The organism is Methylophaga thalassica, assembly GCF_030159795.1.
GTDB lineage: Bacteria > Pseudomonadota > Gammaproteobacteria > Nitrosococcales > Methylophagaceae > Methylophaga > Methylophaga thalassica.
This window is the reverse complement of sequence record NZ_BSND01000013.1, coordinates 409,678-425,447: the sequence shown is the minus strand read 5'-3', so window position 1 is coordinate 425,447 and position 15,770 is coordinate 409,678. Positions and strand designations below refer to the sequence as shown.

At 43.4% G+C, this 15,770-nt stretch carries 11 protein-coding genes; 3 read left to right on the top strand and 8 right to left on the bottom strand.

The genetic code is table 11. The features are described 5' to 3' along the window. Positions 1 to 4 precede the first annotated feature (4 nt). From QQL60_RS14845 to QQL60_RS14835, 3 genes are read left to right on the top strand one after another with little or no spacing between them, the layout of a single operon-like run. Positions 5 to 3,646: a pilus assembly protein gene (locus QQL60_RS14845; RefSeq protein ID WP_284723739.1), complete on the top strand. Its 3,642-nt coding sequence runs from the start codon at positions 5 to 7 to the stop codon at positions 3,644 to 3,646. A 10-nt stretch (positions 3,647 to 3,656) separates the two neighbouring features. Further along, on the top strand, positions 3,657 to 3,950 hold the full coding sequence (locus QQL60_RS14840) for a hypothetical protein (protein WP_007144579.1): 294 nt from the start codon (positions 3,657 to 3,659) through the stop codon (positions 3,948 to 3,950). After that, a complete protein-coding gene (locus QQL60_RS14835) occupies positions 3,943 to 4,344 on the top strand; it encodes a type IV pilin protein (protein ID WP_040576167.1) in 402 nt (133 codons plus the stop codon). Before QQL60_RS14840 ends, QQL60_RS14835 begins: the two co-directional genes overlap by 8 nt. Positions 4,345 to 4,411: 67 nt before the next feature. On the opposite strand, the gene QQL60_RS14830 is transcribed toward QQL60_RS14835, so the two are convergent. From QQL60_RS14830 to QQL60_RS14795, 8 genes are all read right to left on the bottom strand, one after another. Continuing rightward, the gene (locus QQL60_RS14830) at positions 4,412 to 7,735 is read right to left on the bottom strand and encodes a retention module-containing protein (protein ID WP_007144577.1); all 3,324 of its coding nucleotides are present in this window, start codon (positions 7,733 to 7,735) and stop codon (positions 4,412 to 4,414) included. Positions 7,736 to 7,948: 213 nt separating this feature from the next. Continuing rightward, a complete protein-coding gene (locus tag QQL60_RS14825; RefSeq protein ID WP_284723738.1) occupies positions 7,949 to 8,389 on the bottom strand; it encodes a hypothetical protein in 441 nt (146 codons plus the stop codon). Then, entirely contained in the window at positions 8,386 to 9,003 is a 618-nt protein-coding gene (gene slmA / locus QQL60_RS14820; protein WP_007144575.1) for a nucleoid occlusion factor SlmA, read from the bottom strand. Before slmA ends, QQL60_RS14825 begins: the two co-directional genes overlap by 4 nt. Then, the gene (gene argB / locus QQL60_RS14815) at positions 9,000 to 9,899 is read right to left on the bottom strand and encodes an acetylglutamate kinase (RefSeq protein WP_284723737.1); all 900 of its coding nucleotides are present in this window, start codon (positions 9,897 to 9,899) and stop codon (positions 9,000 to 9,002) included. Before argB ends, slmA begins: the two co-directional genes overlap by 4 nt. A 15-nt stretch (positions 9,900 to 9,914) precedes the next feature. Further along, on the bottom strand, positions 9,915 to 12,737 hold the full coding sequence (locus tag QQL60_RS14810) for a phosphomannomutase/phosphoglucomutase (protein WP_284723736.1): 2,823 nt from the start codon (positions 12,735 to 12,737) through the stop codon (positions 9,915 to 9,917). 18 nt (positions 12,738 to 12,755) lie between these two features. Then, positions 12,756 to 13,211 carry a dUTP diphosphatase gene (gene dut, locus QQL60_RS14805; RefSeq protein ID WP_007144572.1) on the bottom strand — a complete coding sequence of 152 codons (456 nt, stop codon included), beginning with the start codon at positions 13,209 to 13,211 and terminating at the stop codon, positions 12,756 to 12,758. After that, positions 13,183 to 14,412 (bottom strand): bifunctional phosphopantothenoylcysteine decarboxylase/phosphopantothenate--cysteine ligase CoaBC, encoded by a 1,230-nt coding sequence (coaBC, locus tag QQL60_RS14800; RefSeq protein WP_284723735.1) that lies wholly within the window; start codon positions 14,410 to 14,412, stop codon positions 13,183 to 13,185. Before coaBC ends, dut begins: the two co-directional genes overlap by 29 nt. After that, positions 14,409 to 15,767: a YihY/virulence factor BrkB family protein gene (locus QQL60_RS14795; protein WP_284723734.1), complete on the bottom strand. Its 1,359-nt coding sequence runs from the start codon at positions 15,765 to 15,767 to the stop codon at positions 14,409 to 14,411. The genes coaBC and QQL60_RS14795 overlap by 4 nt, the downstream gene beginning before the upstream one ends. Between the last annotated feature and the right edge of the window lie 3 nt (positions 15,768 to 15,770).

Sequence of the window (15,770 nt, the reverse complement as noted above, 5' to 3'; positions counted from 1 at the left end):
AAATATGAATAAATTATCCTCTTTCACAGCGCTCGTATTATTGGGTATTTACTCGCTGACATCTTCAGCAGCTAATCTCAACATCAGTAATGTGCCACTCTATCTCGGTGGTGTGGTTGCACCGAATATCATGTTTACACTTGATGATTCAGGTTCAATGCAATGGGAGGTCATGCCTGATGAGAATTTACATTATGCGAATTACCTGTTCCCTAGACCGTCCAGTCTTTATGGTGGTGTTACCTACAGTAACCAGGTACCAAACTTTGATGACGATAATGTCCATAACTTCTTTTCACGCTCATCTGTCAATAACGCAGTCTTCTACAATCCAGATGTGACTTATGTGCCTTGGAGTAAGGCTGACGGCACGAGTATGGGGAATGCGAATCCATCAGCTGCGCTATATAATCCGGCCGATCCTTCACGTGGAAGTATCAACTTAAAAACTCAACAAACACAATACTCATGCTGGTTCAAACATGGCAGTAGCCTCAGTAGTGCTTATGGTGACCCATGCAATGGTAACCATAGTTTTTGGCCCATCACATACTACAAATACAATGGCAGCGCTTCTGACTCAGAGGCATTGCGATTAGATCGCTCTCGCTATACACGAGTAAGAATTACCGACTCCACTTCAGCCAGTGCAACATTCACCAGTCCAAACGGTACGACTCGAACACGTGATGAAGAAATACAAAACTTTGCTAACTGGTTTCAATATTACCGCTCACGAATTTTGACAGCTCGTGCTGGTGTAGGCCGAGCATTTGCCACCCAATCTGAAAATTCCCGTGTCGGTTTTGCTGCAATAAACGAGGGTAGTCGCACTATCGATGGTGTCAGCAGTAACAGAGCCCTGATCAGAGGCGTCAGAAAATTTAGCGGTGCAAACAGGACCGCATTTTACGATAACCTCTACGATCATGTGATTAACAATTACGGGACACCTCTCAGATCAGCTGCGGCCAGTGTAGGCCAATATTACGAAAGAACCGACAACAGAGGACCATGGGGAGCTAACCCAGGTACTGATGACTCCTCTGCTCACCTGACTTGTCGTCAGAGCTATCATATTCTTACTACAGATGGCTACTGGAATGGCGGCAGCCCTGGGCTTGGAAATGTCGATAATAGCAACGGCACCACCATCAGTGGTCCCAATGATGACGATTATACGTACATTGCATCTCCCCCTTTCTCTGATTCATGGTCAAATACACTGGCTGATACAGCCATGCACTACTGGAAACGGGATCTTCGGACAGACTTAGAAAATGAAGTACCAACCAACACGGAAGATCCAGCATTTTGGCAACACATGGTCACATTCACTGTGGGGCTCGGGGTCAAAGGCTCACTCGACCCAGAGAATGATTTAGCCGCGCTTTCAGCCACCCCTCCGACCAAATCATGGCCTGACCCGGGAAGTTCAAGCCCAGCAAAAATAGATGACTTATGGCATGCTGCAGTCAATAGTCATGGTAATTTTTTCAGTGCTGCTGATCCTGATGAGTTTGCCGAATCACTTGCTGGCATTTTACAAAATATCACATCGAGAACTTCGTCCTCCGCTGCTGTTGCCGTTAACTCGGGTGCCATAACTAGTGACAGTAAAGTCTATCAAGCCCGTTTTAACAGTGGCGACTGGACAGGACGACTACTAGCGTTTGGCTTTGATGACGATGGACAATTATTACCTTCAGCATTGTGGGATGCTGCTAATAAAATTCCAAGCGCTAATCAACGTGTGATATTCACCTCTGATGGTAATAATGGTTATGCATTTGACTGGAATGCATTGAATTCTAGTCAAAAATTATCATTAGGCAGCGAAGATGTATTGAATTATCTGCGTGGTAACCAATCGAAAGAACAGAGTAAATCTGAGGGTATCTATAGAACACGAACTAAATTACTTGGCGATATTATTAATTCCTCTCCTGTGTTACTTGGTCCTCCTAGATCAGATTATTACGATCAATGGGGCAATAGATCAGAAGATGATGAGCCAGAAGATTCTGTCCTATATTCTGAGTTTGTCAGCACCTATCTGAACCGAACCGCTATGATTTATGTAGGGGCGAATGATGGGATGTTGCATGCGTTTGATGCTGATTCTGGAGTAGAAAAGTTTGCCTATGTCCCGAATAGTGTCTATGACAACTTGAAAGAATTATCATCCCCCAGCTACTCACACAAATATTACGTTGATGCCAGTCCAACTGTGGTAGATGCCTTTTTTGATGGCAGTTGGCATACAGTACTTGTTTCAGGTCTTGGCGCGGGAGGTCAAGGTTACTTTGCCTTAGATATTACGGATCCTTCAGCATTTTCAAACGAAACAGAATCAGCTAAAAAAGTGTTGTGGGAATTTACCGATAAGAATGATCCCGATATGGGATACACCATGGGACAAGCAAATATTGTTCGTTTGAACAACGGTAAATGGGCGGCCTTATTTAGTGGTGGGTACAACAATACTTTTGATAATGACGCTGATGGCAGTGCAAATAATGCAAGCCATGACAGTGATGATGGCAATGGTTATATCTATATCGTAGATTTAGAAACCGGTAGCCTGATTCGTAAGTTTGATACACAAACAGGCAAAAATGAGGATCCAACCGAACAGTTTAGACCAAATGGAATCGCCACGCCGACAGCTATCGACACAAACCAGGATGGCACCACCGATCTGATTTATGCCGGTGATATGTTTGGTAATGTTTGGAGCATTGAAATTGGTAGCAATAATAAGAATGACTGGGACTTTACATACAGAGATGCGGATACCAATAAGCCACTGCCCTTATACTCGGCGTGTTTCGGGACAAGCTGTAACAAAGACAACATTCAACCAATTACAACACCAATTAAAGTAGAGCTTCATAGCGAAAAAAATGGCTATTTACTTTTATTTGGTACCGGTAAATATTTTGAAGTTGGCGACAATACTCCAGTTGATCAAGTTACACAGAGTTTTTATGCTATTTGGGATCCGAGAGTATATGATACTGATACATCCTCCTATACACGTTATGCATTTTCTCGGGCTCAACTCAATAAACGAGCAATGGCTGAATTTACGATTCTAGGCACGAATTATCGGACAATATCGGCCTCAGAATCAGATAAAATCATTAACTGGGGTACAGCTAACACTGATGACCGAGGCTGGTATGTTGACTTAGTCAGTGCATCATCAGGTGAAAATAGTGGTGAAAGACAAGTTTCTGAAGCCATTATCCGAGATGAAAAAGTGATCTTTACGTCACTTGTTCCATCAGAAGATGCATGTGATTTTGGTGGTAGTAGTTGGTTAATGGAATTAGACTATTACACGGGACTACCTCTGAACTATCAGCCGCTGGATATCAATGGCGATGGTGTGATTGATGCAAATGATCTCTATGTAGATACTGATGGTGACGGTGAGCCAGATACCGAGGTGCCAGTTGTCGCAGGTAAAGGCTATGATAGTATCATTTCGCCACCTAAAATCAGCAGACGTGTTCCTGGTTCTGGCTCCACTGAAGTGAAATTTATGAGTGATGCCGAGACAGGTGAGCTTATTTTAGAAGAAGAGTCTTCAAGTGAGGATGCGATAGGAAGGCGATCTTGGATTCAACTGACTGATTAAGGACATATGTATGTTAAAAAAAAATTATTTAACCATCCTCTCTGTGTTATTAATACCAATGTCAGTATTTGCACAGACTTTTAGTCAGAGTGGAACAGTAACGGACTCATCGCTATCCTCAGATAGATTAGTGATTTCTAATCAAGAGTATCTTATCGACCATAATACGGTTGTGCATGGTCTTGCGCCACAAGGGGAAAAAGGCCCTATTGTGAATGAAGACACAGCTATAGGTTTTAACACGAGTCGTGGTGCTGATGGCGAGCCCCCCTATATCACTGAAATATGGTTATTAAATGAATAACATAAAATATAGAGAAAATGGATTTACACTCATCGAGTTGATGATTGTTGTTGTCATTCTAGGCATCCTTGCTGCCATTGCTTATCCGTCTTACCAAGAGCAAGTCAGACAAACACGACGAGCTAATGCTCAAGCTGACTTAATGGAATTGGCGAGTTATATGGAGCGCTATTACACAGAAAACTTCACTTATGCAGGTGCTGATAACACTCTACCTTTTAATCAATCGCCTAAGACGGGAACAGCGTATTACATTATTGCAGCTAACCCTGCTCCAACAGCGACAGCTTATACCTTAGTTGCAACGGCTCAGGGATCTCAAGCTAATGATGCTAACTGCACACCTCTAACAATTACTCAAACAGGTGCTACTGGTCCTGTCGGTTGTTGGTAACTGTTATTCAGTATGCAAATAAAAAAGCCGACTAATGTCGGCTTTTTTATTCTTCTCAAATCCTAACTTAACTTTGATCTACTTGAATCTGACCGCTAGTAATCAAAGAGTTGATAATGTCGGCATTAGACATACCAGAAGCATCACTTCCAACCAGTTGATCAATACTGGTATTTTGTAAGGTGATTGTCTGCGTCATATCACCACCATCACCATTAGGTGTTAGAGACAGTACGACGTTGTTACCTTGTTCAGCAACAGAAATATAGTCGGTAATATCATTGCTTTCTTCTCCCTGAAGAATATCAGAAAGATCTAAGCTATCACCTTCAGTACCATTGAAGTCAGTCACAATATCATTAGCAGGTGTAGCTGCAGTTCCTTGACCACCATTGTGCCAAACAAATAAATCAGCACCCTCACCACCGGTTAAGATGTCATTGCCACCACCGCCAACTAGCGTATCGTTACCTTCACCACCGAGGAGAATATGCTCACCGTCACCACCAACGAGGATGTCATCACCAGCTCCGCCATCTAATGTTTCCGTAACCGTGGGATTGTCTTGAACTGTACCTGAGCTACCACCATTAGTCGTATCAGGCTCATATGTACCATCTAGGCTTGTGCCATCATTAAAAGAGACGGTAAAAGGTACTTCCTGTCTGCCAAAATCATCGCCAGTGGTCATGCCTCGACCATCAGTATCAATACCAAAAGTCAGAGTATCTTCATGGGTAAAAGTACCAGGCTTAAACTGGATCACTAATTCATTAGTGTCACCATCGGTAACCATCTGAATATCATCGCTAGAGATAGTCGAACCATCACCTAAAGTAAATTTATAACTATCCTGACCAACCTGATCAAAAATAGCATTGTAGTCAGCAAGCGAGATACGAATTTCAGTTACATATAATCCGGCAGCAGCTGCAATTGCTGACGCAGTTAAAGCAAATGAAAATTGATTATTACCCGTACCAGTGGCTCCTGACTCAACAGTAGCTGTCACTGTTCTTGAGCCAGCGTCATAGCTACCACCAATTCCACCAATCAGTACATCATTTCCAGCGCCGCCAGAAATAAAATCAACATCATTGCCACCGATCAGAATTTCATCCCTAAATGAACCTTCAAGGATACTGCCATTGACGTGTGTAACAGAAACATTCGCAGAGTCTGTCTGACCACCAGCTTGGTTCTGATAACTAAAGCTACCGCCATTACTGTCTGTATCATTGAAAGTAACACTGTTGCCATTCACAGAGGCAGTATCTGTAGTCGATGTCGCGTCTGTCAGGGTATACGTTTCACCATCGGCACCACTGTCATTGGCAAATAAAGCCCAGTCAGGGATATCAACAGAATCCTGATTAGTAATGACCAAATCATCACTCACCACCAATGTTGATAAATCAACATCAACATCGACTGTAAATGTATTACTGGCAGTATCACCATCGCCATCCGTAACGGTGTAGGTTATCTCTTCTGTGAAGGTACCACTGGCAGAATCACCAACATTATATGTATATTCACCACTGTCCATATCTACCGTAAAGATACTGCCATTAGTGGTAGTAATGGTCCAAACATGAGTTGAAGCATCAAAGCTTGCTATAGCACTGCCAGCTGAGGCTGTATTAGTTTGTTGATTGAATGTGTAGTCCACACCATCAATAGAAATCTGACTGATCCAACCTCCATCAGCTCCGGCACTTGAAGGAAAGCCACCATCCAGTAGGTCACCTGAGACACTGTTGCCAGTTACAGTCTTCACTAATGTATCTGCAAGCTGAGAAAAATCGGTGACGGTAATGACGGGAACATCTGCTTCTTTAACACCATCATAAGCAATGGGCGCAAGCTCATTAGCTACAGCATCAGCGCCCATTCCTAAAGCATAAGATGTCACATCATTGTCAGCTAGAAACTGTTCCCACGCCTGTTGTTCACTGCTGTCAATACCAACACCGATATAATTCCCATCAGCATCTGTTTGATTACTCTCATTAGGCGCACCATCAGACATAAAATAGGCGATGTTCTGTGCACCATCTATCTTACCTGGGTCTTTGAAGGCTTCAACGGCTTCCGCTAAGGCAGCGTCATAGTTGGTTTCTCCACTCGCAGAGAGTGAGTTGATGATGTCTTTCGCGGTAGCTGTGTCGACCCAAATATTTGTTGGATTCTCAGCACCATTGTTAAATGTCACTAGATTCACCATGACATCGCCCAGCGCTTCATATTGTTCAATTAAATTCAGGCTAGACTTGATCATGACTTCCAGTTTTGTCATCCCCTGAAAATCAGTGGTCTCATTCATACTGTTTGAGACGTCAAGAACTAAAAGAAGGTTTGTATTAACCGCCTGACCGACAGATATGGATTCCTGAGCAGGATTAGCAACAGGATTATCATCTTGAACGGTTACATCAAAACTTGCAGAAGATGACTCGCCAGCATTATTGCTGACATTGACATTAATATTAATATTTTCAGTAACCCCATCAACATCACGAATAGGTTTAAGAAGCTCTACTGTATATGAAGCTTGATTATTCGAGATGTCACTTAGTGTGACTGTAAAAATCTGGTTACTTGCATCAGTTGAGTCTGTGCCACTTATGTAGCCAATCAATGTGCCGGTAGAACTATCCCATGCAGTGTCAATGGCTTGACCGTCCAGGGTTAACAAGGTTGTCGTATTTCCGGATGTCGATAACGAAATACTGCTTAAATCACTTCCGCCTAAATCCAGGCTGATAGTTTGGGTTGATGATGCAGAACCACCAGATTGTCCTTCAGGCAGACCACCTTCAGAAACCAAGCTAGATGGGACTTCAATAACAATATCGCCAGAAGGAGGCGTAACGGGAGGTATACCCGATTGTTCAGGATCACCATTATCAACAAAAAGTAAATCCGCCTCAGGGAAGTCGAAAGTATTACTAACACCAATAGTGTCGAAACCTGCTTCAGGAATTTGTTCAGGATTTAGATAATCAATAAACACCGCATCATGGCCTTCGTTGCCATTAGCGGTACCTGCACCAGCAGCAGTCTCCTGACCCACTTGAGTAGGATCTTGACCTTCTAAAATCGCTTGCTGTATGGCATCAACATCGTCAGTAACGGCTTGTTGATTATCCTCGACATCCGTATTTGTTGGATCAAATACTTCAGCATCTAAAAGTGCTTGAGAACTGCGACCCAGATCCATTACGCTGCCATCAGCAAATTCAATCTCAATAGCACCTTCGGCACCGGTTGAAATTAAATCATTGGCATAAACCACATCACCCACTTGTAATGTTCTCACAGAGCCATCCGTGGAGGTGACTGTTACAGCGCCGATAAGCGCTTTTACAACACCAATTTCTGTAGCCATATTTATTCCCCTAATCGCTGAACTGGGAAGACCAGAACGCGTAACTTATTCATCATGGCGTAATATTGCCGTGAGAGCCTCATTTGATCTACTGTACTTTGGTACTAACACATCAGTAAATGTGAATGAGTTCACATTTTTGTGATACTCATTTCGTTAGCAAGTTCCTCAACTAAGCAAATTTAGTACCATGATGCAGGGAGAATTAAAGAATTAGTTATTAATGCGGTTATGTCGCTTTTCTTCTTTGGCCAGTTTATCAAGCACATCTGTCACTAATTTCCTCGGAATCCAGGCTTCCCCATCATGAACGACTCTTACTGCTCTGACAATTGCGTGTCTTTGTTCGAATGCAACAAAGCCTCGGCATGTAAAGCCTGATAGCTTTAATTGTTCGTATGTGGCAGGCTTGTCAGTAATGATGATGGTCTTTGTTTTCGATAGCCTTAAACTGACGTAAAAACATAACTCATCGGCTGAAAGCTGGTTAGTTTGATCGGAGATCACTAATACATCTGGACTCAATTTTTCAATAGCATCCAGTAATGCTTCAAACGAGGTTTCGTAAAGTGCATTTGTCGTAATGTTATGCTGGCTCTGCAATAGAGCAAGTTCCTTCTTTATATCAGAACCGACCAGACAAACATTTATCATGCATAAACCTCAAGCATTTTTGTTAATAACTGCCATTTTTGTTCCCAGCCAATCAGAGGAGATTGTCTGTAGCTGCTTCTTACATATTGTTGCATTTGCCCCTCAACAACAGCGAGTAGTAAATTCGCAGTTTCATTGACAGGTCGACCTCCGGCCTGTGTCAAAGTCAGCTCACGCTCTCTCAAGATCTGTCTGAATTGCGTCTCCAGACGGTCAAAAAATTGACTCACGCGTTGTCTTAAGCGCTCTGTTTCACCAGTTAAAGCCGTTCCCATTAGAACACTAGTAATTCCTGGATTTTTTGTAGAAAAGCCAAGCATAAGCGTCATAATTTTTTCAATCCGATTCAACGCATTTTGTTCATCTTGTAAAATTCGTTGAATCAAACCAAAAACTGTTTCTTCAGCAAAACCAATTAAACCTTCAAACATTCTCGCTTTACTGGGGAAATGCCTGTACAAAGCAGCTTCTGATACACCTAAACTTGCAGCGAGTTTGGCGGTTGTAATCCGCTCTCCCGGTCTTTGTTCTAACTCAGAAGCAAGTGCTTCTAGAATATCCTGACGACGTGAACGTTTGGTTTCAGCTCTACTGGTAGGTACTGCTTCAGTCATCGACCACCTCCACGAATCAACGTACCTACGCCCTCGTCAGTAAACATTTCAAGCAATACTGCGTGTTGGACACGTCCATCGATAATATGTGCAGTTGTCACACCCGACTGAACAGCATCTAGAGCACAGCCAATTTTTGGCAGCATACCACCATATATAACACCCTCGTCAATTAAGTCATTGACTTGTTTAGCATTTAGACCAGTTAACAACTGACCATCAGCATCGAGTAAGCCAGCGGTATTCGTTAACAAAATCAATTTCTCTGCTTGGAGCACCTCAGCAATTTTACCCGCCACTAAATCAGCGTTTATGTTGTATGACTCACCGTCTTTGCCAACGCCAATTGGAGCAATAACAGGAATAAAGTCACTATGAATCAACATATCAATGACGCTGGTATCAATACTGGCTACTTTACCAACATGGCCCAAATCAATTAATTCCGATGCTTTGATATCAGAAGAACTTGAAATATGTAGTTTTTCAGCAAAAATTAAACTTCCATCTTTACCTGTCAATCCGACGGCCCTGCCACCATGGTTATTAATTAAGTTAACGATACTTTTGTTAACTTGACCGCCTAATACCATTTCAACAATATCCATGGTTTCACGATCTGTGACACGCATGCCGTTAACAAATTCACTCTGCTTACCAACACGCTGCAGTAATTCACCTATTTGCGGACCACCACCATGAACAATAACAGGATTGATTCCTACTGCCTTGAGTAAGACCACATCCCTGGCAAAACTATTTTTTAATGCCTCGTCCACCATGGCATTACCGCCATATTTGATGACCAGTGTCTTGCCAGAAAAGCGCTGGATATACGGCAGCGCTTCAGTTAATACCTGAGCAATATGGGTAGCACGTTGTGTGTTTAAACTCATTCTATCCGTCTTAAATTATAGTTTTAATGTTAGCGTGGGCTTCACTTGTTGCATTTGTTCAATGAACAACTGTTTAATTCTTTCCAATTCAACATCATTTGTCGCTTCAAACCTTAAGGTTAAAGCAGGAAGTGTATTTGAGATTCGCACGAGTCCCCAACCATCAGCATAATCCACGCGGATACCATCCATAGTAGAAATATCACCACCTTCGGCATTGAAATTACTAAGAAGTGTGGTCATGAAACGTTTCGCTTCAGGATATGGCATATTCACCATAATTTCTGGAGTGGAAACACGTTGACTAATCTCAGCAAACAATTGAGTAGGCGTTCGAGTCATGGGATCAGCTGATAATAACTCAACCAGCCTTGCAGCTGCATAAGTCGCATCATCAAAGCCATACCAGCGGTCATTGAAGAAGAAATGTCCACTCATTTCAGCAGCCAGTGCGGCATTATACTGCTGCATTTTGTTTTTGATAACAGAATGTCCGGATGGCACCATCATTGGCTCACCACCAGCAAAGCGTATCACGCCCTCAAGCAAACTCGTACTTTTTACATCATAAAGGATTGTGGCGCCAGGTGATTTATCCAGAACAGCTCGTGAAAACAATATCATCAACTGATCTGGCCAAATAATATTTCCTTCTGTATCCACCACACCGAGACGATCCCCATCCCCATCCACAGCAATGCCCAGTTCCGCGCCCGTAGACTTCACTTCTGAGATCAAGGATTTAAGGTTTTCGGGTTCCCCGGGGTTCGGATGATGATTTGGGAAACGACCATCCACCTCACAGAATAACTCGATGACATTACAACCAATTTCTTTTAGTACTTTTGGTAATACTTTACCGGCGACACCGTTGCCACAATCTACGACAACTTTTAGTTTACGTTCGAGTTTAATGTCTGACTTGATCCGTTGAACATAAGCTTCCGTCACATCATTCGCCGTAATATTCCCACGGCCGGTCTCAAATGCACCTTGTTTAATACGCCGATAGAGTGCGTGGACTTCATCGCCTTCAAGCGTCTTACCTGCAATGACCAATTTAATGCCATTGTAATTAGCCGGATTATGACTACCGGTGATCATCGCTCCTGAACGTGTTTTTAAATACTCACAAGCAAAATAAACAACCGGAGTGGGAACTTGACCTAGGTCGATAACGTTACAGCCGGTATTGGTCACGCCACGCATAAATGCTTTTGCCAGCGGCTGACTACTTAGCCGGCCGTCATGGCCCACCACTAACTCTGTGACACCTTGAGCGATCATCTGACTACCAACCGCTCGGCCAATCAATGTCATCACAGGCACAGTTAACTGTTCACCCACAATCCCACGGATGTCATAAGCTCGGAAAATAGCTTCATCTGGCAGATGTTGTGCTGAGGGTGGATTTAATTCCAGTTTCTTTTCTGTTGCCGGGAGACTCTGTTGAGTATCTTCGTGAAAAATTTCTTTTGTTTCATCATCAGGCTCTGAAGACAGATCGATTTCAGGTTCAAGTGACAACTTTTCTGTTGCTGAAAATTCAGGCTCAATAAAAACAGAAGACTCTACATCTTCTGTTGATGTGTCATCATCCGTCAGCTTAAGCTCAAGTAAATCTGAATTATTCGCCACGGTTTCATCCAGACTTAGACTCGATACGTGTTGTTCAGGGGCGGTAGAGTCCTCATCAACGAAGGATTCTTGCTCATCGACTGCATCCTGCTCATATGGCCTGTCGTAATCAATCACGTCACTATCGTATGATTCACTCTCTTCCCGAACCTCTGGCGGCGTTTCAACAAGTGTTTCACTTCGTTCCAGTGTTTCAGTTTCATCAATGACAAATGTGTTAAGCGGTTCTTCAACAGGTAAAGCCCGTTTCTTCTCTGGTATAGCAAGTTGTTGGATCAGCTCTCTGACGCCATACAACTCACTGAAAACTAATGGATACTTTGTTTTCAGCTTAACTTCTTGCAGGTCTCTGAGCTGTTCTTCTAATCTATTAGCATCAGAGTGTAATAATTTCGTTTGCCACCAATCTCTGAGCATCCATATCAGTACAATCAAAATCATAACAGGCGCGAGAAACAACCATAATGGTGTTCCAGCACTCGTGGTTACCGACCACAGCTTCACTTGCCAGTAAGAGTTAGGTATGGGTTGAGATATAACGGGTTCGGCTTGTTTATATTGACTGTCACCTATTGTGGTAAGAAGACCTGTTGGTAAATCCCCTTGGCTGATCTCAATATATGCGTCAGGTACCAGCCCTGGGTTAATCAGTTGAATATCCGTTGGTTTCAAAGCAATCGCAACAGCTGCATATTGCTGCTTATCATCAAGAGGTACTCTCGCCGCCAGCAAAATATGATCGGCTTTTCCATCTTGCATAATCATCGCAACATCAGCTTGCGTCTGCGTAGTTAGTTGTCTCAAACTTTTCAGTGATACGTAAGAAATGGGCAAACACCCTTCATTTGTTGGCGCATCATATTCTCTGGTGATTAAACAAATGGCCTTAGCTGAAGGAAAAAAACGGTTGGCCAGATTTTTCCAATCATCAACATCGTAAATATTCTTGGTGTTAGCGAGCTGCTTTGTTTCGGTTAACTCGGCAAGGCTAAGTGCTGTTTGCTGCCATTCTTTAATTTGTTGCTGATAACTCGCTATGACAGCATTAACAATTTGTTGACTCTTCTCACGCTGAGTATTTTGCTGAGTGGTATTGGCTTGCGTATTGATGAAAACAACTGCAGCACTGACACCTAAAAGCATAACCAGTAGCAAAAGAACACTAACAAACTTGCTTCCCAGCTTTTCCATCATGGCCATGCCAATCCCCTTTGACTACTACTGACGTCCAGTATGTCCAAAACCACCTGCGCCACGCTCCGACGAGGTGAACTCATCGACCTTCTCAAACCCTACCTGTACAACGGGAACAAAAACCATTTGCGCAATACGTTCTCCCACACTGATTTCAAATTTATCTGTGCCACGGTTCCAGCATGAAACAAACACCTGGCCTTGGTAGTCGCTGTCTATTAATCCAACCAGGTTTCCCAACACAATCCCGTGCTTATGGCCTAAGCCTGATCGTGGCAGCAGCACAGCAGCCAGCGTGGCATCATCAATGTGAATAGCAAGGCCAGTAGGTATTAAAACGGTTTCACCAGGCGCCAGTGTGACGGGCTCATCAAGGCAGGCTCGCAAATCTAACCCTGCAGAACCTGACGTTGCGTAATCAGGAAGAGCAATGCTGTCGCCCAGTCTTGGATCAAGAATTTTTAATTGAATTTTTTGCATAGAATCTTTTTATTATTAATGTCATTAGTTCTCTTGCCAGCTGCGTTTTAGGCATCAGTGGCAATGTTTGCTCGCCGTCGGTCCAGATAATATGCAACGCATTATCATCCACAGCAAACCCCTGATTTTCTCCAACCAAATTAGCCGCAATCATATCGAGTTTTTTTCGTGCTAACTTGGATTTTGCATATTCCGTTAAATTCTGTGTTTCAGCTGCAAATCCTACGACAAATGATGGCTTATTGTGTCGATTTGTCACAGTAGACACAATGTCTATCGTCGGTTCAAGTTCTATTTGTATCGACTGCTCTGAGTTTTTTTTAATTTTTTCTTGCTGAACCTGAATGGGACGATAATCAGAAACAGCCGCACAACTGATAAAAATATCACACGCATCAAGACTATCCTCAACCGCTAAGGCCATTTCTTCTGTTGTTTCAACATTGATACGTCTTACCGTTGTAGGTGTGGCTAATTGAACCGGCCCGGCGATAATAGTCACCTTCGCACCAGCTTCTTTAGCTGCCTGCGCGATAGCAAAGCCCATTTTTCCAGAGCTACGGTTACCAATAAATCTCACGGGATCAATCGGCTCATAGGTTGGGCCGGCAGTAATTACCACCTGTTTTCCAGCCAACAGTCCCGGTACCATTAAACGGTCTAATTCATAGACAATGTCTAATGGTTCCAACAGCCGCCCCTCACCTTGTTCGCCACAAGCTTGATCACCGCTGGCTGGACCAATCACACAGATACCACGTTGTTTTAATACTGCTAAATTGGTCTGCGTTGCTGCGTTTGACCACATTTTGTTATTCATTGCCGGTGCGACGGCAATCGGCGCTTCTGTTGCCAGACAAACGGCTGCAAGAATATCATCAGCACGACCAGAAACCAGTCTGGAAAGACAATCCGCCGTGGCAGGGGCAATCAGAATCCAATCAGCCCAGCGTGCTAATGCAATATGCCCCATTGCTGACTCTTCGTCGGCGTCTAACAAGGTCATCGCCACAGGGTGACCACTTAAGGTCTGCAATGTCAGCGGTGTAATAAATTCAGCCGCGCCCGTTGTCATCATGACACGCACCTCGGCGCCATAATCTTTCAGGCGTCGAATTAAATCTGCTGCTTTATAAGCGGCAATGCTACCGGTGACACCAATAACAATCTTCTTACCATTTAATGATGAGGCGTCGCTCATTCTCCCTCTTTCCTCATAGCAAGCTCACGCAACGTTAAATCACCTAATACCTCAGCCTGGGCATCACCAATGTCTTTCAGTAACTTGTTCACATCTTTATCCAGCACACCTTTAACGTGATAGGCACTATTCTCTTCCGCCGTACGTAAACAATTTAATAAAGCGGCCACTTTAATGGTGGCGACATCAGATGAAGGTACATATCGAGTTTCATCACCAGCGACTTCGACAAGGAACCCGCCCTTTTCAAGACTACTGAGTAAGTCCTGTAAGGCATTATTGGTCAGTCCCGTTTGCTCTTCCAGATGCTGTATGGTGAGCGGCGGCAAGTTTTGGCAAAATCGTCTTGCAATCACCGTCATCAACCACAAACCTTCACGCTCACGTAAACGTGGACTTAAGGTTAATGGTTTTCCCGCCAATCTCACTAACTTAGGATGCTGCAGATAAAACGCAACCTGAGAACCTGTCAACAAAATAAACCAAGCCAGATACAGCCAAATCATAAAGAAAAACAAAATCGCAAAGCTCGAATAGATCGCCGTGTAGTTGGACGAGGAAGCCACAAATTTTGCAAACACCGTACCCACGCCAATCCACAAGGCACCGGCAACTGATGCTCCGATCAATGCCGGGCTGAATTTTACCTTGGTATTTGGGATAAATTTATATAAAAACGTAAATGCCGTAATAATCATTAAATAAGGTAATAACTTAGTACCGATGACCAGCAAGGTCCCAAATGGCTCGATACTACTCAACTGCTTGACGAATTCATGATTAACAACGGTTGCCACGAGTCCAAGTGCAGAAAAAATCAACACCGGCCCAATCATCACAACACTAAGATAGTCAGTAAAACGCCGCGCTAATGAGCGTGAACGCTTTACGCGCCAAACAAAATTAAACGCATTCTCAATTTTCTGAACCAGTGCGATGATGGTGTAGAACAACATAGCCACACCAATAGATCCCAGAACACCGACCTTCACATTCTGGACAAAACGAATAATATTTTCGGTAATTTCCGGGCCGCGATCGCCCAATGGTTCCAGCAGGCTCAACAGCATAGGTTCCATTTGATTATGGACACCAAAGGCTTTTAAAACCGAAAACGCAACGGCAATGAGTGGCACCAAAGAAAGAATGGTTGTAAACACCAAGCTCATAGCGCGCAAATTCAGCTCACCCGTCGCCAACTCCCGAATCATAATATAAGTCACGCGAATCGCATTAACCCAAAACCGCCATAAGGGTGAAGCATCCTCAGGCAGGTCTTCCCACAATGTGCTGTCAAAAAAACGTTGAACACGATGACGCTGTTGCTGATAAGTATTTAAGACGGAATTCAACATGAG